The 18,945-nt window shown below is 60.0% G+C and carries 17 protein-coding genes; 11 read left to right on the forward strand and 6 right to left on the reverse strand.

Going from position 1 to position 18,945, the window contains the following annotated elements:
• Positions 1-97: 97 nt before the first annotated feature.
• Positions 98-1,258, forward strand: a complete 1,161-nt coding sequence (locus H9S92_RS19770) for an MFS transporter (RefSeq protein ID WP_187468427.1) — start codon at positions 98-100, stop codon at positions 1,256-1,258.
• Positions 1,259-1,390: 132 nt separating this feature from the next.
• Here H9S92_RS19770 and H9S92_RS19775 read toward each other — a convergent pair whose 3' ends face one another.
• The 3 genes from H9S92_RS19775 to H9S92_RS19785 all read right to left on the reverse strand — a co-directional run bounded on the left by H9S92_RS19775 (position 1,391) and on the right by H9S92_RS19785 (position 4,397).
• Positions 1,391-1,900 carry an RNA polymerase sigma factor gene (locus H9S92_RS19775; RefSeq protein WP_187468428.1) on the reverse strand — a complete coding sequence of 170 codons (510 nt, stop codon included), beginning with the start codon at positions 1,898-1,900 and terminating at the stop codon, positions 1,391-1,393.
• Between the two features lie 339 nt (positions 1,901-2,239).
• Positions 2,240-3,337: a flavin monoamine oxidase family protein gene (locus tag H9S92_RS19780; protein ID WP_187468429.1), complete on the reverse strand. Its 1,098-nt coding sequence runs from the start codon at positions 3,335-3,337 to the stop codon at positions 2,240-2,242.
• A 127-nt stretch (positions 3,338-3,464) separates the two neighbouring features.
• Positions 3,465-4,397 (reverse strand): LysR substrate-binding domain-containing protein, encoded by a 933-nt coding sequence (locus H9S92_RS19785; RefSeq protein WP_187468430.1) that lies wholly within the window; start codon positions 4,395-4,397, stop codon positions 3,465-3,467.
• A gap of 93 nt (positions 4,398-4,490) precedes the next feature.
• Between H9S92_RS19785 and H9S92_RS19790 the strand changes: the two genes are divergently transcribed.
• Both H9S92_RS19790 and H9S92_RS19795 read left to right on the forward strand, forming a co-directional pair.
• Positions 4,491-5,927: an NADP-dependent isocitrate dehydrogenase gene (locus H9S92_RS19790; protein WP_187468431.1), complete on the forward strand. Its 1,437-nt coding sequence runs from the start codon at positions 4,491-4,493 to the stop codon at positions 5,925-5,927.
• Between the two features lie 25 nt (positions 5,928-5,952).
• The gene (locus H9S92_RS19795; RefSeq protein ID WP_187468432.1) at positions 5,953-6,282 is read left to right on the forward strand and encodes a hypothetical protein; all 330 of its coding nucleotides are present in this window, start codon (positions 5,953-5,955) and stop codon (positions 6,280-6,282) included.
• Positions 6,283-6,406: 124 nt separating this feature from the next.
• Here H9S92_RS19795 and hisA read toward each other — a convergent pair whose 3' ends face one another.
• Complete coding sequence (gene hisA, locus H9S92_RS19800; RefSeq protein WP_187468433.1) at positions 6,407-7,126, reverse strand: 1-(5-phosphoribosyl)-5-[(5-phosphoribosylamino)methylideneamino]imidazole-4-carboxamide isomerase; 720 nt, start codon at positions 7,124-7,126, stop codon at positions 6,407-6,409.
• Positions 7,127-7,298: 172 nt separating this feature from the next.
• On the opposite strand from hisA, the gene H9S92_RS19805 reads away from it, so the two are divergent.
• From H9S92_RS19805 to hemF, 8 genes are all read left to right on the forward strand, one after another.
• The gene (locus tag H9S92_RS19805; protein ID WP_187468434.1) at positions 7,299-7,661 is read left to right on the forward strand and encodes a hypothetical protein; all 363 of its coding nucleotides are present in this window, start codon (positions 7,299-7,301) and stop codon (positions 7,659-7,661) included.
• Positions 7,662-7,901: 240 nt separating this feature from the next.
• Positions 7,902-9,170: an adenylosuccinate synthase gene (locus H9S92_RS19810; protein ID WP_187468435.1), complete on the forward strand. Its 1,269-nt coding sequence runs from the start codon at positions 7,902-7,904 to the stop codon at positions 9,168-9,170.
• Positions 9,171-9,326: 156 nt separating this feature from the next.
• Entirely contained in the window at positions 9,327-12,740 is a 3,414-nt protein-coding gene (gene mfd, locus H9S92_RS19815; RefSeq protein WP_187468436.1) for a transcription-repair coupling factor, read from the forward strand.
• 104 nt (positions 12,741-12,844) lie between these two features.
• Entirely contained in the window at positions 12,845-13,381 is a 537-nt protein-coding gene (locus tag H9S92_RS19820; RefSeq protein ID WP_187468437.1) for an RNA polymerase sigma factor, read from the forward strand.
• Positions 13,378-14,796: a hypothetical protein gene (locus H9S92_RS19825; RefSeq protein ID WP_187468438.1), complete on the forward strand. Its 1,419-nt coding sequence runs from the start codon at positions 13,378-13,380 to the stop codon at positions 14,794-14,796. Before H9S92_RS19820 ends, H9S92_RS19825 begins: the two co-directional genes overlap by 4 nt.
• Before the next feature lie 364 nt (positions 14,797-15,160).
• A complete protein-coding gene (gene msrA, locus H9S92_RS19830; protein ID WP_187468439.1) occupies positions 15,161-15,889 on the forward strand; it encodes a peptide-methionine (S)-S-oxide reductase MsrA in 729 nt (242 codons plus the stop codon).
• Between the two features lie 34 nt (positions 15,890-15,923).
• Complete coding sequence (locus tag H9S92_RS19835) at positions 15,924-16,280, forward strand: arsenate reductase family protein (RefSeq protein ID WP_187468440.1); 357 nt, start codon at positions 15,924-15,926, stop codon at positions 16,278-16,280.
• Between the two features lie 193 nt (positions 16,281-16,473).
• Positions 16,474-17,370, forward strand: coding sequence for an oxygen-dependent coproporphyrinogen oxidase (hemF, locus tag H9S92_RS19840; protein WP_187468441.1), 897 nt, complete (start codon positions 16,474-16,476; stop codon positions 17,368-17,370).
• Between the two features lie 332 nt (positions 17,371-17,702).
• On the opposite strand, the gene H9S92_RS19845 is transcribed toward hemF, so the two are convergent.
• Together H9S92_RS19845 and H9S92_RS19850 are read right to left on the reverse strand one after the other, a co-directional pair.
• Entirely contained in the window at positions 17,703-18,386 is a 684-nt protein-coding gene (locus H9S92_RS19845) for a rhomboid family intramembrane serine protease (protein WP_187468442.1), read from the reverse strand.
• 118 nt (positions 18,387-18,504) lie between these two features.
• On the reverse strand, positions 18,505-18,942 hold the full coding sequence (locus H9S92_RS19850) for a hypothetical protein (protein WP_187468443.1): 438 nt from the start codon (positions 18,940-18,942) through the stop codon (positions 18,505-18,507).
• Positions 18,943-18,945: the final 3 nt, after the last annotated feature.

Genomic DNA, 18,945 nt, shown 5'->3' on the forward strand with positions numbered 1-18,945 from the left:
AATCGATTATAGTCGTTTAAAAACGATTTAGTCACTTGCCCGTATTCACCGATTTACCCGGCCGCTTACCTTGGGGCTGACTTACCCAGACTGTTCCATGAAATCGCTGCTGCTCATCCTTCGTACCCGCCGGTATTTTGCTCCCGCCTGGGCTTTTGCCTCGCTCAACATTGTCGTAGGCACCTGGGCCATTTACATCCCCACAGTCAAAGACCGGTTGGCGCTGGATGATGCGGCCCTGGGCCTGGCCCTGCTGGCATTTTCCATGGGGACGCTCTCGATCGTCCCCCTCAGTTCCTGGTTGATTGGGCGGATCGGCCTGGGGCGCACCACGGCGGCGAGTGTGGTGGCCTTCGCGTTTTCGATGATTCCGCCGTTGCTGGCCCCATCGCTGCTGGCCCTTTGCGGCTGTCTGTTCGTGGCGGGGGCGTTGGCGGGTCTGCTGGACGTGGCGATGAATTCGCTGGTCTCGGAATTGGAAAAGGCGGATGATGCGCACTTCATGTCGGCGGCCCACGGGTTCTTCAGTATGGGAGGGGTGATTGGTGCGGGAATTGGCAGTTTGCTCATTCCGCTTTTTGCGGCCCCCTGGCAGCACGCGCTGTTGGTGGCGGGCTTTATTGTGCTCACCACCGCCCTGGTAGCGGGCAATTATATCTCTTCGCGCAGCCCGGAAACCGACCGTGGGGAAGGGGGATTCCGGATGTCCCTGTTGCGGCCTCTGTGGGGTCTGGCCCTGCTGGCTTTCCTCATTATGGGCAGCGAGGGAGCCATTGAGCACTGGAGTAAACTGTATTTGCTGGACGTGGTCAAGGTGGGCTCCGACCAACTGGCGGGCTTCGGTTTCGTGGCTTTTTCGGCAACCATGATGCTGGGGCGCTTTTTGGGGGATGGCATCTCCGGTCGTTACGGTGCCATGCGCATCGTGATGGGAGGCACGTTGCTGGCGGCAGCGGGATATGTCTTGGTGCTCCTGGCCAATTACTGGCTGTCGTTGCTCGGTTTTGCGTTGGTGGGGCTGGGTTTCTCGGTCATTATCCCCGAGTTGTTCCGGCTGGCGGGCAAGACGAAGGGGGTCTCTTCTTCCGAAGGCATCGCCCTGGTGGCGGGACTGGGCTACGTTGGTTTCCTGGCCAGTCCGCCGTTGCTGGGTTTCCTGTCTACCCTCGGCACGCTTGCGCTGAGCTTTACGGTACTGCTTGCCGCTTCCGGAGTGGCCTTTTTGCTGGCCTTTGGGCTTTACCAACGGCGGCGCTGAGGAAAGGGCCGTGGTGGCGGTCCCGAAATTACGGGTGGAGAGTTACTAAATGAGACGTCCAGCGCCGGCTGAACCGGAACTGGACGTCAAGGGCTGGGTCAATTTTGGTTAGGGCCCCAAAGTGGGGTTTATTTACGCGGCGCGGCGCTCGCCGATCATTTCTTTCATCTTCAGGCGGGCGCTGAAAATGCGGCTCTTAACGGTGCCGATGGGAATATTGAGGTGCTCGGCGATCTCCTGGTACTCGTATCCTTTGTAGAACATCAGGAAGGGCGTAGAGTAGATTTCTCCGATGCTGTTGAGCATCCGCTGCAACTCCTGCATCCGCAGGTTCTGCTCACCGGAGTTGGCAACCGTGCTGGAGTCAGCTACAAAGGCGGTGGCATCTTCTACCTTATGGTTAAGGTGGCTGCGGGTCTTGGCCTTGCGGTACTGGTTAATGAAAGTGTTTCTCATGATGGTAGTGATCCAGCTTTTGAAGTTGGTTCCTGCGGCGAAGCGCTCGCGGTATTTGAAGGCCTTGATGGTGGTTTCCTGGAGCAGGTCTTCGGCATCCTGCTGGCCCTTCGTAAGGCGGAGCGCAAAAGCGTAGAGGAGGCTGTTAAGTTCCTGGGTCTTGGTCGTGAATTCTTGGGTAGTCATGTTTCTTAGCTTTTAGTTGCCAAGATCATTTCAAATAGCGTGCCAAAGTGATAAATTATTGATTTACAGCTATTTATGAGCAGTTGAGAAAAACGTGAAATGTTTAAATTTAAACAATTGATTATTTATCTCCTTAATCTGAAGTGCGGGAAATGCTGTGCAGTTTTTCATACTGCGATTCGCCCCCAAAAGGTATTTCCAGCTGCCGTTAGTGGGTGTCAATACTGAAAAGGCCGCTGAAAGTCGCAAGGTAGTGCAATGGGCTGGTAGTAATTCGTTTTGCGCGGCCGCAGGAGCTGAAACAGGTAAAAGAGCAAAGGAAGAAAACGAACCAAAGTCCTACTGCTCATTGAGCTTCTCCTTTTGGGCAAGGGCTTGGCATTGCCGGGCGGCCCACTCGGCACTGCGAACGGCACCATCCATGTAGCCGGGATATTCGGCAGCGGTTTCGGAGCCGGCCAGGAGAAGGCGTCCTTCCAGGTAAGGCTGCCGGAAAACGGGGTGGCCGTTGTGTTGGTGGGGCAAGACGTGGCTGGCGTAGGGCGCGAAAGTGAAGGGCTCTTGCCGCCAGACGCCTTCTTCGTATGCCAGGTATTCATCCACTACCCCGCCGTAATACTTGCGGAGTTGGTCCAAAACCATTGCACGGCGTTCTTCCGGGCGCAGGCTGTAGTACACGCCGTTGAGGAATCCTTTGAGGGCGTAGTGGTCGTCTTCCACGTTGCTGTGGTCGTACATCTCCGAGACGGGGCCGACGTTGCTGAAGATGGTGCCGCCCGGACCGCCCGTACTGTGCCAGAAAGGTTTGGCGTAGCGCAGGCCCACTTTGATGGATTCTCCCATCCAGGTGTGGGTAGTCTCGGCGATCTCCCGTAGCGCCGTGGGCAAAGCGGGGCTGATGTGGACGGTAGCAACCAACAGGTGGGGCGGTAAGGTGGAGATGACCCGCGCGGCGCGGTATTCCCCCCGGTTGGTGTGGACCGCCAGGCCGTCGGGCAAAAGCTCCAGGTGCTCGACGCGGGTTTCCAGTTGCAGGCAGTCGGGCGGCAGGGCAGCGGCCAGTTTTTGGATGAGGGTGTCGGTGCCGCCGGCGATCCGCAGGGTGGGTTCTTCGTTGGGGGGGAGTTGGACGACCTGCGGGGGACTGGTAGAAATCGCCTCGTAAATGGCCCGCCCGCCGGTGACTTGCTCAAAGGTCGCCAGACCAAGTTCTTCCAATAGCGCCACCAGCGCCCCGTGTTTTTGGCCCAGCCAGGTAGCCCCCAACTCCAGCGCCGCCGTGGGTGCGCTGCGGGAGGTGAGGATGCGCCCGCCCAGTCGGTTGCGGGCCTCCAGGATGAGGCTTTCCTGGCCCCGCTGGCTCAGCCGGTAGGCGAGGGTCAGGCCGCTGAGCCCGGCGCCGAGGATGATGATGGGATGGAGTCGTGGCGTAGGCATACCGGGCAAACGCTGGGCGGGGGAAATCGGTCGAAGGGCACAGTAGGGAGGCGTGGACACGGCCTGCTCAACCTCCCTCGCTCTGTTGTTCTGAACCCCGGCACCTGCGGCCGCGCCCCTACCAGCATCATTCCGGTGGGTATGCGGCCAGGTAGGCGAAGGATTGGGCCACGATTTCTTCCCCCCGCAGACGGAGGTATTCCAGAAAAGCGGCGGCGGTGGGGGTCAGGGTTTTGTCTTGTAACCAGGTGATTTGCCACTCCGTGCGCACGGGAAGGCCAGGGACCGGAAGGATGGAAAGCTGGCCGAGTTCCAGCTCGTTGCGGATGCCGATGAGGGGCATAATGGACACCCCGAGACCAGCCATGACCGCCTGTTTTACGGCTTCATTGCTGACCAGTTCGAGTTGTGGACTGAGCGGCAGCCCGCGTTGGTAGAGGTACTGTTCGGTGACTTGGCGCGTGCCGGAGCCTACTTCGCGGAAGATCAAGGGGCGCTGCTCGAGGACCGTGCTTAGGTCAGCGTTGGGCCCGCAGTCCACTTCGGGGTGGCCAACCAGGAAGAGGATGTTGGGCAGCAGGGTCAGGCTATGCAGGGAGAGGCGCTCGGGCAGGATGCTGACAAGGGAAAAATCGACCTCGTTGGCCCGCAGGCTTTCCACCACCCGTTGGCGGTTGGTGACGTCCAGGGACAAGCGGACGCGGGGGTGCTGGGCCAGGAAGGGCCGCAGGAAGTAAGGCATGACGTACTTGCCGGTCGATACGACGGAGATGGTCAGCCGGCCGGTAAGCTCCTCGCCTTTGGTGCTTGCGCGGTGCTCCAGCAGGTCGGCACTGTCCAGAATCTGCCTGGCCAGCTCGGCGACTTCCCGCCCCAGATCGGTGATGTAGAGCCGGCGATTGACGAGCTCCGTCAGTGGGGCATCGAACTGCTGCTGAAAATTGCGCAGCTGGATGGACACGGCCGGTTGGCTCAGGTGAAGTGCCTCCGCAGCCCGGGTGATGCTGCGGTATTGGACGACTTCGTAGAATACCCGCAGCTGGTGGAGGGTATAGTTCATAAATTATATTTATGACGCGAATATAAAATATAAAACATTGTTTATAATCTCTTTTTCCAACCTTTGCGTTAGAAAACCAAAAACAACCAGATTATGCACCGAATTACCATTGCCTGCGGAGACGGAATCGGCCCCGAAATCATGGAAGCCACCCTGCGCATTCTCGATGCGGCCGGCGTGCCCCTCACCTACGATGAGATCGCCATTGGCGAGAGCGTGTACCTGGCCGGCGAGCGCTCCGGCATTGCCCCGGAAAGTTGGGACACGATCCGCCGCAACCGGGTGCTCCTCAAGGCCCCGATTACGACGCCCCAGGGCGGTGGCTACAAGAGCCTCAACGTCACCATGCGCAAGGCCCTCAACCTCTACGCCAACGTGCGTCCGTGCCGGAGCCTGGCACCTTTCGTCAAGACGCGCCACCCGCAGCTCGACGTGGTCATCATCCGCGAGAACGAGGAGGACCTTTACGCGGGCATTGAGCACCAGCAGACTGCGGAGGTAGTACAGTGCCTGAAGTTGATCAGCCGGCCGGGCTGTGAGAAGATCGTGCGTTACGCCTTCGAGTACGCCCGGCAGCAAGGGCGCAAAAAGGTGACCTGCCTGACCAAGGACAACATCATGAAGCAGACCGACGGCCTGTTCCACAAAATCTTCCGGGAGATTGCGCCCGAGTACCCCGAAATCAAGGCGGAGCACCAGATCATCGACATTGGTTCGGCGCGGCTGGCCGATACGCCGGAGGACTTTGACGTGGTAGTGGTTCCGAACCTCTACGGAGACATTGTGTCGGACATCGTGGCGCAGATCACGGGTTCCGTCGGGCTGGCGGGCTCGGCCAACATCGGTACCCAGTGTGCCATGTTTGAGGCCATCCATGGCTCGGCGCCGGATATTGCCGGGCAGGGCATTGCCAACCCCTCGGGCTTACTGCAGGCGGCCATCCAAATGCTCGACCACCTGGGCGAGACGGAAGTGGCGGCCACGATCCAGAACGCCTGGTTGGCCACCATTGAAAAGGGGATCCATACGGCCGACATCTACAACCCCGAGATCAGTTCCCAGCGGGTGGGGACCTACGCCTTTGCCGAGGCGGTTATTGCCCACCTGGGCCAGCGGCCGCAGCGCCTCAAGGTGGCCGAGGCAACGGCAAGCGGGGGCATCCAACTGCCCGCCTACCGCCGGCAGCCGGCCCAGCAAAAAGACCTGCGCGGAGTGGACGTATTCGTCGACTGGGCCGGGACCAACGCCGATGAGCTCGCGGAAAAACTGCTGGCCATTGCGGGCAAGAGGCTGCAACTTACCATGATCACCAACCGGGGGATTAAGGTGTGGCCCGCTGGCTTTGAAGAAACTTTCTGCACCGACCACTGGCGCTGTCGCTTCGAGCCACTGCCCGGCACCAACGTAACCAAAGCCGACTTGATCGACCTGCTGGACCGCGCCGAGCGCAGCGGCATCGATACCATCAAAACCGAAAACCTCTACGCCTTCGATGGCACCCCGGCCTTCTCGCTGGGGCAGGGGCAGTAACCGTAAACCGCTTAAAAAACGCAAAATGAACCAGGAACAAAAAATCGATCTCGTTCGTGGGGTTTTCAGCGATACCGACGCGCTGGAAGTACTTTCCCACCTGGTAACGGCAAAACTCAACTTCCACGGCCGCCGCGCTTTCCGCCTGAGCGAGCGGCGTGGGGAGGAGGACAAATTCTCGGAGCGCCGCATGGAAGAACTGCGCGATGCCTTAGACCAGATTGAGGCCATCATCCAGGAAGCCAGAATCAATGGTCAGCAAGTCCGCATCAATGGCACGCTGCAGATTGAGTTGACGGATGAAGCGCCGCAGTTGCGGGGCGGGGAAGTAGTGACGGCTGCGGCCTGCTACTAAACGTCGCTAAAAAAACGACCAAGCGTCCGTTCTTTTCACAGGGTAAAGTGTGTGCATCCCCGGCAGTTTCTCCGGAAGCTGTACGGGTGATGCACATACTTCCTGGTGGACGAGCGGTGGCCCATCACTCCTGGTAAGTCAGCAAGGTTTCCAGGCTGATGCGCCCTTCGTAAATGGCTTTGCCGACGATGACGCCGTAGCAATCCAGCGCCGCCAGCGCGTCCAGGTCGTCGGTATCCGTCACGCCGCCGCTGGCGATGAGTTTTACCTCCGGCTGCTCCCGCCGGATGCGGCCGTACAGGGCTCTAGCCGTTCCTTGCAACAGGCCGTCTTTACTTACGTCAGTACAAATCGTGTAGCGCACGCCGTGTGCCACGTAGTTGGCCAGGAACTCGAAGAGCTCCCGGTCGGAGGCCTCTTCCCAGCCGGAAACGGCAATTTTATCGCCGCGCACGTCGGTGCCCAGGATGATTTTTTCCGGGCCGTAGCGTTCCAGCCAGCTCAGGAACACCTCGGGTTGTTTCACGGCAATGGTGCCGCCGGTGACCTGGTGGGCCCCGGATTCGAAGGCGATCCGGAGGTCTTCGTCGCTTTTGATGCCGCCGCCCCAGTCGATTTCCAGCGCCGTGCCCGTCGCAATTTTTTCCAGAACGCGGTGGTTGACAATGCCGCCCCCGCGGGCTCCGTCGAGGTCAACGACGTGGAGTTTCTTCAGTCCGGCGGCGGCAAAGGCCTGGGCTACGGCGAGAGGATCCTCGTTGTAGACGGTTTTCTGGGCGTAGTCGCCCTGGGTGAGGCGGACGCATTTTCCGTCGATGAGATCAATAGCGGGAATGATGTGCACTGCTTGGCTTGGTTTTGGGGGGCGGGAAAGGAAATTGACCTTACCCGGGCGCGAAGGTACGCCAAGGGAAGCCGAAGCCGCCGGAAGGGAAAAACGCGGAAGGTCTACCTTTTTTCGGCGGCGACCGTGCTCGGTGGCCAGCTTTTGCCCAAATTTGCCCTAAAAAAAGCGCATGCCCCCCGTAAACGACTGGATACAACTGCAGGATGACGTTCGTCCCTACCTGGCGTCCCTGACCACGGCAGCGGAGACCGTTGTTGATCAGGACGTGAGCAATTACCCCGTTTTTTTTGCTTACGCTGGTGAAGAAAACAACCACGCGCCTGGACTTTTCGTCCTGGATATCTTTACTCCCCGGGGCACCCAGTGGCGGGTGAACGTCTCTACGCTGGAGGAATTGGTGGCGCGGCAGGTGGTGGACCAGGCGAAGATCGACCCCTTCCGGACGGTGTACAAGAAGAACCCGGATGCCCTTTGCTTCCTCATCGTTGATGCCGAAGGGGCCCGTTTTGGGTTCGTCCCCAAAAACCAGTAAAAGCAGCGAGGACTCCTCCGCTTGACGTAGCGCCTAATGTGGGCGCGGCCGCAGGTGCAGGGAAAGGACGCGGGAGCAAAGGAGAAAAGGAGTAAAGGGAGGAACTATGAACTACCGAACTATACTGAACTACTGAACTACAAAACTATAAAACTACCCACCAACCCTTCGTACCTTTGCGGACGTTTTCACGGACCCTGCCCGGAATAGTCCGGTGCATCCGCCCAAAGCCAAAGCAGCATGGCCGTAGACGTACTACTCGGTCTCCAGTGGGGAGACGAAGGCAAAGGCAAGATCGTTGACGTTCTTGCGCCGCAATACGACATCATCGCCCGTTTTCAAGGCGGCCCCAACGCGGGGCATACCCTGATTTTTGACGGCAAGAAATTCGTCTTGCACACCGTGCCTTCGGGCATTTTTCGCCCCGGCCTGCTCAACCTGATCGGGAACGGCGTGGTGATTGACCCCATTACGCTGAGCAAAGAGCTCGACCAGCTCGATGCGGCCGGGATCGACTACGCCGGGCGGCTCTTCGTTGCCCGCAAGGCCCACCTCATCCTGCCCAGCCACCGTTTGCTGGACGCCGCCCGCGAAAACGCCAAGGGAGACCGCAAAATCGGCTCCACGCTCAAGGGCATCGGGCCGACTTATATGGACAAGACGGGCCGCAACGGACTGCGGGTGGGCAACCTGGAGGCGCCCGACTTCCGCACCCGCTACGAAGAACTCAAGCAAAAGCACAAAGAACACGTTGGTCTTTACCCCTACATCGAGTTTGATCTTGCGGGTGAGGAACGCAAATGGTTTGAGGCGGTCGAGCGCTTGAAAAGCCTGCCTTTCGTCGACGGAGAATACTGGATCAACAGCGCCCTGGACGAGGGCAAAAAAATCCTGGCCGAAGGGGCGCAGGGATCAATGCTCGACATCGACTTTGGCACCTATCCCTTCGTCACCTCTTCGAACACCATCACGGCCGGCGTCTGTACGGGCCTGGGGATTGCGCCGCAAAAAATCGGAGAAGTCATTGGCATCACCAAGGCCTACTGCACGCGCGTGGGCGGCGGGCCTTTCCCTACGGAGTTGGACAATGAAATCGGCGAATTCCTGCGCCGGGAGGGCGGAGAATTCGGTGCCACAACGGGCCGCCCCCGCCGCTGTGGCTGGATTGACCTGGTACAACTGCGCTACACCATCATGCTCAGCGGCGTAACCCAACTGGTGGTGACGAAAGTGGACGTACTCAATAAGTTTGCTACCCTGCAGGCGGCGGATGCCTACGAGGTGGATGGGCAGCTTACGGCTGTGCTGCCGTTTGACCTTTGTCACGAGAATTACCAGCCCGTTTACACGGCCATCGAAGGCTGGAATACGGATCTATCAGGCGTGAAAGAAGAAGCGCAGCTGCCGCAGGCTTGTTTGGATTACGTCCGTTTCCTGGAGGAGAAACTCGGCGTGCGCGTTAGTATGGTATCCACTGGGCCGGACCGGGAGGAATTGGTTCTGCGGTAGAAACTAGGGCTGGTCTTACCTTGCTCTCCCCCTTTGGGGGTTGGGGGGCCAACAAACTCCCCCCTTCGGGGGGGCGGGGGGGAGCACCTGCGGCCGCGCCCCGCAAAAAACGGCAGCTGCCACAACCCAAGCCTTGGCCCCCGGGTTACTCCAATGATGTCTTTACCCGATCCTACGCAACAACTGCTGCAACGCTACGCCGATAGTCCCCGTGTGGCCGAAATAACCCGGCTGAGCCGCGAGGAAAATGCCCCCCGCCTGCAATTGAAGGGCCTGGCGGGATCCCTGGAAAGTTTCCTGATTGCGGGCTGCTACCGCCACGCCGGCGGGCACTACCTGGTAGTGGCCAACGACAAAGAAGAGGCTGCCTACATCCAGAACACGATCGCCAGCCTGCTGCCCAAGAAGCAGGTGCGGCTGTTGCCCGACAGCTTCCGGCGGCCCCAGTATTTTGATGTGCTGGACCCCACCAACGTGCTGCTGCGGACCGAGACGATCAACTACCTGACCCACTCAAAATCCAAGGGCGAGATCGTGGTGACCTACCCCGAGGCCCTGTTTGAACGCGTGGTAGCGCCGCAGGAACTGACCAAGGCCCGCATCGAACTCAGCAAGGGCGAGCGGCTGGATGTGGATACCATCATTGAAGTACTGGTAGAGTACGGTTTCCGGCGGCAAGAATTCGTTTACGAGCCCGGGCAGTTCAGCATCCGGGGCGGCATTGTCGATATTTTCAGCTACGGCAACGAATACCCCTACCGCGTGGAACTCTTCGACGACGAGATCGAGAGCATCCGGACCTTCGACCCACTGGAGCAACTTTCGGTGGGGCAGGTGGAGTACGTCAGCATCGTCCCCAACATCAACACCAAGTTCGGACAGCACCAGAAAACCAGCATCTTTGAGGTACTGCCGCCGGATACGACGATCTGGCTGCAGGATTTCCAGTTGCTGATGGATAAACTCGAAGAGTGCTTCCAGCGCGCCGAAGAATTTGCCTTGAACCTGACCAACATCGACGATGAGGAACTGGCGCAGATTTTCCGCGACCGCGCCTTCATCCGGCCCGGCGAAGTACTGGAGGATGTGCAGGACAAGCCCCTGGTTTTCTTCAGCAACTACCAGCAGCCCTTCGATATTGACCATACGATTGAGTGCCGCGCCAAGCCCCAGCCCAGCTTCAACAAGAACTTCGACCTGCTGATCCGCAACCTCCTGGAAAACACTTCGGGCGGCCTGACGAATTACCTTTTTGCCAGCAATCCCAAGCAGATTGAGCGTTTTTACGCCATTTTCCACGACCTCGACGCCGGGGTGCGCTTTGAACCCATCGGCATTGCCATCCACGCGGGCTTTATTGATCCCGAGATGCAGGCGGCCTGCTACACCGACCACCAGATTTTCGAGCGCTACCACCGCTACCGCCTCCGGCAGGGATTTACCAAAGACAAAGCCCTGAACCTGCGAATGCTGCGGGACCTGACGGCGGGAGACCTCGTCGTTCACCTCGACCACGGCGTCGGGCGTTTTTCGGGCCTCGAAAAACTCACCATTGGTGGCCGCACCCAGGAGAGTGTACGACTGGTGTACAAGAACAACGACATCCTCTACGTCGGCATCAACAGTCTGCACAAGCTCTCGAAGTACACCGGCAAGGAAGGGGCGCTGCCCAAGCTCGACAAAATTGGCGGTGAGGGCTGGAAAAACCTGAAGGCCCGGACCAAGAAAAAGATGAAGGACATGGCCGGGGAGCTCATCAAGCTCTACGCCCAGCGCAAGGCTACCCCCGGCCACGCCTTCCCGCCCGACGGCTATTTGCAAAACGAGCTCGAAGCCAGCTTCCTCTACGAAGACACCCCGGATCAACTCTCGGCCACCAACGCGGTGAAGGCCGACATGATGAAGCCCAACCCCATGGATCGCCTGATCTGCGGCGACGTAGGTTTCGGCAAAACGGAAATCGCCCTGCGCGCGGCCTTCAAAGCCGCCGTGGATGGCAAACAGGTAGCCGTTCTGGTACCCACCACCATCCTGGCCCTCCAGCACTTCCGGACCTTCAGCGAACGCCTGGAACCTTTTGGGGTCACGGTAGAATACATCAACCGCTTCCGCTCGGCGAAGGAGAAAACGCAAATCTTTAAAGACCTCAAGGCGGGAAAAATCGAGGTCCTGATCGGTACCCACGCCATCCTTTCCCAGCAGGTAGAGTTTAAAGACCTGGGACTGCTGGTGATCGACGAAGAACAGAAATTTGGCGTCAAGGCCAAGGAAAAACTCCGGGCCATGCAGGTCAACGTCGATACCCTGACGCTGACGGCCACGCCGATTCCGCGGACGATGCAGTTCAGCCTGATGAATGCGCGGGACATGAGCGTACTCCGCACGCCGCCGCCCAACCGGCAGCCCATCCACACCGAAGTGCGGCAGTTCAACGAGCAAATGATCAAGGAAGCCATCGAAAATGAGGTCTACCGCGGTGGGCAGGCATTTTTCGTGCACAACCGCGTGAAGTCGCTGACGGACATTGTAACGATGCTGCGCAAGCTCTGCCCCGACGTGCAGATTGCCGCCGCCCACGGGCAGATGGACCCCACCGAACTGGAAAAAACGCTCATTGCGTTCATTGACCGCAAGTACGACGTGCTGGTGTGTACCAACATCATTGAAACGGGCCTGGACATCAGCAACGCCAACACCATGCTGATCAACAATGCCCACCAGTTCGGGCTATCCGACCTGCACCAGCTGCGGGGCCGGGTGGGGCGGTCCAACAAAAAAGCCTTTTGCTACTTGCTGGCACCGCCGCTTTCGGTGCTCACGCCCGAGGCGCGCAAGCGTTTGCGGACACTGGAGGAATTCAGCGACCTGGGCAGCGGCTTCAACATTGCGATGCAGGATTTGGACATCCGGGGTGCGGGCAATTTGCTGGGCGGGGAACAGTCGGGCTTCATTGCCGACATTGGCTACGAGACCTACCAGCGCATTTTGGAAGAGGCCGTCCGGGAACTCAAGCAAGGGGAATTCCGCGACGTCTTCGCCGACCAACTGACGGAGGCCAGCGATTTCGTGCGGGAGGTCACCATTGAGACCGATACGGAGATGCACATCCCCACTGCCTACGTGGAAAGCACCCAGGAGCGGCTGCGGCTGTACCAGGAACTCGACAACATCCCCGACGAAGAGGGCCTGGCCCAGTTTGCCGTGGGGCTGAAAGATCGCTTTGGGGCCATCCCCAAGGAAGTGGACGAGCTTTTTGATGGCTTGCGCCTGCGCTGGCTGTGCCGGCAGCTGGGTTTTGAGCGCCTGACGGTGAAGGAGAATACCCTGGTGTGCTACTTCGTGGAAGATGCCCAGAGCATGTACTACGACTCGGCGGCCTTCCGGGCGGTAAGCCGGGTGCTGGCCCACGAAGGTGCCTTGCGCGGGTTGAACCTGAAGCAGACTCCGCGCCGCCTCTCGCTCACCAAAGAGCGGGTGCGCTCCCTGGCCCAGGCGCAAGACGTGCTGGAAGGCCTGGCGGACCGTATGCGGGCGGTAATGGAAGAAGAAAAAGCGGCGGCGGCGATTTGACCCCCCCAGCCCCACACCGTATATTTGTCTAACCCACCAAGCCACGCTTTCGGCAATTACCGTGTCTATCCCCCCACAAGCCGGATGGACCACTGATGTTGAGCATGAAGGAAAAGGAACTGATCGAAGGAGCCCTGCGGGGTGATGAACGCGCCTCCCGCGCGCTCTTCGAACGGTATGCCCCAATGCTGATGGGCGTCTGCCAGCGCTACTGCCGTACCCAGGCGGAAGCCGAAGACGTTTTGCAGGATGCCTTTATCCGCCTGTTTGAAAAACTGCCGATGTTCGGTTTCCAGGGTTCGTTTGCGGGTTGGGCGCGCCGCCTGACGGTCAACGTGGCCCTGAAGACTTACCAGCGCAAGCGCTACACCATGGAGCAAAACGGCATCGACCACCTCCCCGAGGAGGGCGGTGCCCCGACGGCTTACGCGGAGCTGGGGGAGCAGGAATTGCTGGAGATGATCAAGGCCCTGCCCGACGGTTACCGCCTGGTGTTCAACCTCTACGCCATCGAAGGCTACAGCCACAAGGAGATCGGTGAACTGCTGAACATCCAGGAAGCCAGCTCGCGCAGCCAACTGCTCAAAGCACGTAAAATGCTGCAGCGCCAACTCGAAATCCGCCAACGCATTGCCATATGAGCCAACTCGACGACCTATTCCGCCAGGGGCTCGGTGGCCGCAAAGCCGAGGTGCCGAACGACCTCTGGGACCGCATCCAGGCGAACCGCCCACCGACCGTCCCGCAGGACGAGCAACTCGACCAGTTCTTCGCCAGCAAACTCCGCGACCACACGGGCAGCGTACCCGCTGGCATGTGGGAGCGCATCGTTGCCGCCCGCGCGGCCAAACCCCGCTTCCGCTACGCCGCCGTGGCCTTGGTTTTGCTTCTGGCCCTTACGCTGGGCCTGGTGCGGCCCTGGGCTGCTGATGCCGACAAGGGTGCCTCGCCACTGCCCGCTTCCGAAGGGGAAACCGCTCCGTCCAATATCCCCGCTCCGCATCCCGGACCGGCGGTGGAGACTTCGCCCGTGGCTGCTGCGGAAGTGGAGGGCGGCGCGACTTCGCTGGCCTTGCCAACTTCCCCGGCACCTGCGCTCCGGCGCCCAAATCTGGCTTCCACTCCGCGCCCCGGCGCTCCTGTTTCCGCAGGTGGTACGCTGCCGCCCGTAACGGTAGCGCGGAACACGGCCGAAGACCTTGCCCCGCCATCCGCCGCCGCGCTGGCTGCCGCCGCTGCGGACTTTTCCGCTCCTACCGCCCAGCAAAATGTGGCTTCCGCCACTGCCGAATTGCGCAACTTGACTGCGCTGGCAACGCTGGAAAACACGGACCTTGCCGCCCTGGCAACGGCCCCCTACCTGCCCACGATCAAACGGCAGTACCGCCCCAAAGCTGAACCGTCGGGCAGCTTCCGGGCCGCACCCCGCCACCGTTTCCAAACGGAATTCCTCTTCGGTGCCGCCTACGCCCATCAGCAGTTTAGCGTGACCGACGAGGCCAACCGCCCCCTGCGCGAAACCCGGGAGGTGACCGAATTTGCCGAACTGAGCCACCAGGTCAGCCTGCGCGGCCGCTACCAAATGGGCAAGCGCCTGGCTTTGTTGGGCGGCTTAACCTACGCCGAAATCCGCAACCGCGTCGAGTACAGCCTCCTGGTCAACGGCACGGCGACGGACATCAACACCAACAACCAGATCCGGCAACTGGAAATTCCTCTGCTGCTGGGGTACACCCTGCCGGGGCGGCGGCTGCAAGTGTCCCTGAACGCCGGGCCAGTGGTGAACGTGCTGACCAGCGCCCGCGGTCGTTTTCTGCATCCCGACGCGCCCGCACCCCTGAGCCTGGCCGACGACGGCAACTACCGCCGCAACACGGGCATTGGCTTGATGGCTTCGCTTTCTACTACCTATCTGGTCGGCAAGCAACAGCCCTTCGTGCTGTTGGTGGAACCATTCTTCAAGACCTACCCGGGTTCCTTTACCGTAGCCGGGGCCCCCGTCCAGGAAGATTACTGGGTGGCGGGGCTGCAATTGGGTGTAAGGAAGTCGTTTTGAGGTCAAGACCTTCTCCGTCGCCAGACCTCCGGTCCGGCATTTAGCCCATGGAGTCACATGGAGGTAAAGCATGGAGTCACATGGAGTGGTCAAGACGATCCAGGTCAAGACGTTCTACGTCGTAGCTGTTCTGGTTCGGATCCGGACCTCCGGTCCGGCACTGGATTTAGCCCATGGAGTTGCGTAGAGTATAGCATGGATTTTGTGGAGGTTTGATAGGGTAGAACCGCGGTCGGCGAATGCACGTCACAGTCAGCATCACCAAAAAAAACGGGCTGCCGCCGCCTGGCGACATTCTGACCGGCAAGAACGGATAACCTCCACGCCTCTTTTGTGTTGTACTCAGGAACGCAAACGACGAAACATGAAGTCTTCCCTGATTACTCCCCTGCTGTTGCTTGGCCTGCTGTTTTCCTCTACTGCCTGCGACAGCCAAAAAACCAACAACACTGCCGCGGCTCCCGAAGCGAAACCGGCCATGACCAAGGGCAACCCCGAGCCCGTGGCGGGCATCACGATTGAGGAGGTAGACCAACGCTACGAAGGCTACGCCAAGGCCTACCTGGCGGGCGGCTGTTTCTGGTGTACGGAGGCGGCGCTGGACCGCATTGAAGGCGTTATCGACGTCTACAGCGGTTACGCTGGCGGCCAGGAGGTGAACCCGACTTACGAAGAAATTGGCACCGGAAGAACGGGCCACGCCGAGGCCATTGTGGTGTATTACGACACAGCGGTGATCGACTACGCAACCCTGCTGGACGTGTTTTTTGTGGCCCACGACCCCACGCAACTCAACCGGCAGGGGCCTGATGTCGGGCCGCAGTACCGCAGTGCCATTTTTCCGCTCAATGCGGAGCAACGCGCCACGGCGACGGCCAAGATTGCCGAATTAAACGCCGGAGGCACTTTTGATAAGCCACTGGCCACCACCATCGAAGATCCTATCGTGTTCTACCTGGCCGAGGCCTACCACCAGGATTACTACGAAGACCCCAGCAACCCCAACCAGGGTTACGTCCAGAACATCTCCCGCCCCAAGGTGGAAAAAGTGATGAAAGTCTTCAAAGACCGCCTGAAAGCGGAGTTCCGTTAAGCCAGCCTTTGGCGCTAAGGATTACCTTTGCCCCATGGCCAAAATGTACCAACTCAGCACCTGCAATACTTGCCAGCGCATCCTGCGCGAGCTCGGCGAGCAGCCCGACCTGGAGGTCTCCAACATCAAAGAAACGCCGATTACTGCGGCGGAACTTGATCGGATGGCCGAGTTGGCGGGCAGCTACGAGGCGCTTTTTAACCGGCGGGCCCAGAAGTTTCGCGCGCTCGGTCTGGCCGGGCAAAAGCTGGAAGAAGCCGACTACCGCCGCCTGATTCTGGAAGAATACACTTTCTTGAAACGGCCCGTCACCATCGTTGGCGACCAAATTTTCATCGGCAACGCCAAGCAGGCCGTGGCGGGTACGGCGGCTGCACTGGCGAAGAAATAGGGCGCGGCCGCAGGTGCTCCCCCCCGCCCCCCCGAAGGGGGGAGTTTGTTGGCCCCCCAACCCCCAGAGGGGGAGAGCAAGGTGAGGCCAGGCCAGCATTGGGATTACTGCAAGGCTTATGCCGCTCGCGCCGACGGAGCAACCGCGCTGCCTTACCTTCGCGGGCCCGTTCATTCCTTAAACTTTCCCTGCTTTGCAACCCGACCGCCAGGAAATTACCGACTTCTTCGCCACGCTTCAGGACGAAATCTGTGCCGCGCTTTCCGCCGCCGACGGAGGAACGTTTACCGAAGACAGCTGGGATCGCCCCGGCGGCGGCGGTGGCCGGGCCCGGGTACTGCTGGGCAACGACATCGAAAAGGGTGGCGTGAACTTCAGCGCAGTACACGGGGACTTGCCCCCGGCCGCCGCCAAAAGCCTGGGGACCGCCCCGGAGGAAACCTCCTTCTACGCCACGGGAGTGAGCATCGTCTTGCACCCGCGCAACCCCCACGTCCCCATCATCCACATGAACGTCCGCTACTTCGAACTCGACGGCGGCCGTTACTGGTTTGGGGGCGGCATTGACCTTACGCCGCACTACATCGACCCCGCGCAAGCCGCCTGGTTCCACCAACAGCTCAAGGCCACCTGCGACCAGTTTGACCCCGCCTACTACCCGCGCTTCAAGGCGGAGGCCGACGACTACTTCTTCCTCCCCCACCGCAACGAAACCCGCGGCGTTGGCGGCATCTTCTACGACCGACTCGAACCCAGCACGGAAGGCAAAGACAAGCGGACGCTCTTCGACTTTACCGCCGCCGTGGGCCGCACCTTTGCACCCACTTACCTGCACCTGCTGGCCAGCAACAAAGACCTACCCGCAAGTGACGCCGAGCGCCGCTGGCAACAACTCCGGCGCGGCCGCTACGTTGAATTTAACCTGGTGTGGGACCGGGGCACCAAGTTTGGCCTCACCACCAATGGCCGCACGGAATCCATCCTGATGAGCTTACCCCCCATCGCCGGTTGGGAGTACGATTTTCAGCCCGCACCCGGCAGCCCGGAAGCCGCAACGCTGGCCGCCCTGCGTAAAGGAATAAACTGGTAGCACATCTCCCTCTCAAACCCCAATACCCCACCGCTGCTCTCGTAGCCACCCCCCTGACCCCGGTAGGGGTCGAACCTGAATAACTCCGGATGGAGGATGCACCGCATCCGGAATCAGGGGTACACCAACACCCCACCGCTGCTCCCCTATACACCCCCCTGACCCCGGTAGGGGTCGAACCTGAATAACCCCGGATGGAGAATGCGAAGCATCCGTAATCCGGGGTACTCCCGCCAGAGGACCAACCCCCGCATCCGTAATTCAGGGTACTCCCGCCCAAGGCCCAAGCACCACATCCATACCCCGGGATACCCCTCACACACTTCGCCCCCCTATTCCCAATCCCGCTTCTTCCGCGCAGCGCCCACTAGGCCGGGGGTGCCGTACCAGATCCGGAACAAAAAGCCTCCCAGTACGCCAAAGACGAAGCCGCCGATGTGGGCCCACCAGGCAATCCCCCCACTCGTGTCTCCCAGGCTGGCGTAGCCCGCCTGAGACTGCTGGAAAAACCAGAAGCCGAGGAAGAGAAAGGCCGGAACACTGAGCCGGAAAACGATCAGGTAGCCCCGGATGTTGGAGCGGGGGAACATCACAATGTAGGCTCCCATGACCGCCGAAAGGGCACCGCTGGCCCCCACGGCCGGAATCGCACTGCCCGTATTGAAGTAGATGTGGCACAGCCCCGCTACCAGTCCGCCCAGCAAGTAAAAAACGGCGAAGGGCAAATTGCCAATCGAGGCCTCGATGTTGTCGGCAAAAATCCACATGTACAGCATATTGCCCAGCAGGTGCATCCAGCTGCCGTGGAGGAACACGCTGGTAAAGAGCGTGTAGTAATCCTGTCCGCTTTCGATCTCCGCCGGAATACAGCCGTAGGCGTAGATGAAGGCTGCGCCTTCGGGGCCACCCAGTGAATGCTGGTACCAGTAGATCAACACATTGAGCGCGATCAGGCCGTAGGAAAAGAAGGGTACGTGGCCCTGGTGGACCTGGTCATCTCCAATGGGAAAAAACATGGTTAGGGATTGTGCAGGGGGAAGGATACCGTCTCCGGAGAACGGGAAGGACGGCTATGGCTGATCACGGTGCAGGGCCCGGACCCAATGCCGGAGAAACGTCACGCGCCCGAGGGGGTTATTCCAACGCAGCTTTTTCTACCATCACCCGCAGGCGGTAGGCTTCGGGGGTGGTTTGTACCCGGGCGACGGGATAGGGGTCGAGGCCCAATACCTTCACCAGGCCGTTTTTCACGCCAAAGCGGACGGGCATTTTGGGGTCTACCTCAATGACCAGGTCTTTGATTTCTCCGTTGGGCAGGCTGACCCGGGCGACGGCCTCACCCGCCCGTACGCAGTCTACGCCCTGGGGGCAACGGCTGTCGGACACCACCTCCACGAAAGTGAACAAGGGGGCTTCCTTGCTGACCCGCAGCGATTGCCCAGGGGCCAGCGTCTCCATTACGTCGTAAGCGACTGACTTCACCTCGCCCGTCGGCAGGCTTACTTCCGCCACCTTCTTGTGGCAGGCGGCGCTAAAGACGAGGGCAGCAAAGAGAAAAAAACGCAGCAGCATAAG

This window comes from Neolewinella lacunae, from assembly GCF_014349155.1.
In the GTDB taxonomy this organism is placed as follows: Bacteria; Bacteroidota; Bacteroidia; order Chitinophagales; family Saprospiraceae; genus Neolewinella; species Neolewinella lacunae.

Coding starts and splice junctions, on each gene's coding strand:
- H9S92_RS19770 (WP_187468427.1), top strand. CDS start 98: ATGAAATCGCTGCTGCTCATCCTTCGTACCCGCCGGTATTTTGCTCCC.
- H9S92_RS19775 (WP_187468428.1), bottom strand. CDS start 1,900: ATGACTACCCAAGAATTCACGACCAAGACCCAGGAACTTAACAGCCTC.
- H9S92_RS19780 (WP_187468429.1), bottom strand. CDS start 3,337: ATGCCTACGCCACGACTCCATCCCATCATCATCCTCGGCGCCGGGCTC.
- H9S92_RS19785 (WP_187468430.1), bottom strand. CDS start 4,397: ATGAACTATACCCTCCACCAGCTGCGGGTATTCTACGAAGTCGTCCAA.
- H9S92_RS19790 (WP_187468431.1), top strand. CDS start 4,491: ATGCACCGAATTACCATTGCCTGCGGAGACGGAATCGGCCCCGAAATC.
- H9S92_RS19795 (WP_187468432.1), top strand. CDS start 5,953: ATGAACCAGGAACAAAAAATCGATCTCGTTCGTGGGGTTTTCAGCGAT.
- H9S92_RS19805 (WP_187468434.1), top strand. CDS start 7,299: ATGCCCCCCGTAAACGACTGGATACAACTGCAGGATGACGTTCGTCCC.
- H9S92_RS19810 (WP_187468435.1), top strand. CDS start 7,902: ATGGCCGTAGACGTACTACTCGGTCTCCAGTGGGGAGACGAAGGCAAA.
- mfd (WP_187468436.1), top strand. CDS start 9,327: ATGTCTTTACCCGATCCTACGCAACAACTGCTGCAACGCTACGCCGAT.
- H9S92_RS19820 (WP_187468437.1), top strand. CDS start 12,845: ATGAAGGAAAAGGAACTGATCGAAGGAGCCCTGCGGGGTGATGAACGC.
- H9S92_RS19825 (WP_187468438.1), top strand. CDS start 13,378: ATGAGCCAACTCGACGACCTATTCCGCCAGGGGCTCGGTGGCCGCAAA.
- msrA (WP_187468439.1), top strand. CDS start 15,161: ATGAAGTCTTCCCTGATTACTCCCCTGCTGTTGCTTGGCCTGCTGTTT.
- H9S92_RS19835 (WP_187468440.1), top strand. CDS start 15,924: ATGGCCAAAATGTACCAACTCAGCACCTGCAATACTTGCCAGCGCATC.
- H9S92_RS19845 (WP_187468442.1), bottom strand. CDS start 18,386: ATGTTTTTTCCCATTGGAGATGACCAGGTCCACCAGGGCCACGTACCC.
- H9S92_RS19850 (WP_187468443.1), bottom strand. CDS start 18,942: ATGCTGCTGCGTTTTTTTCTCTTTGCTGCCCTCGTCTTTAGCGCCGCC.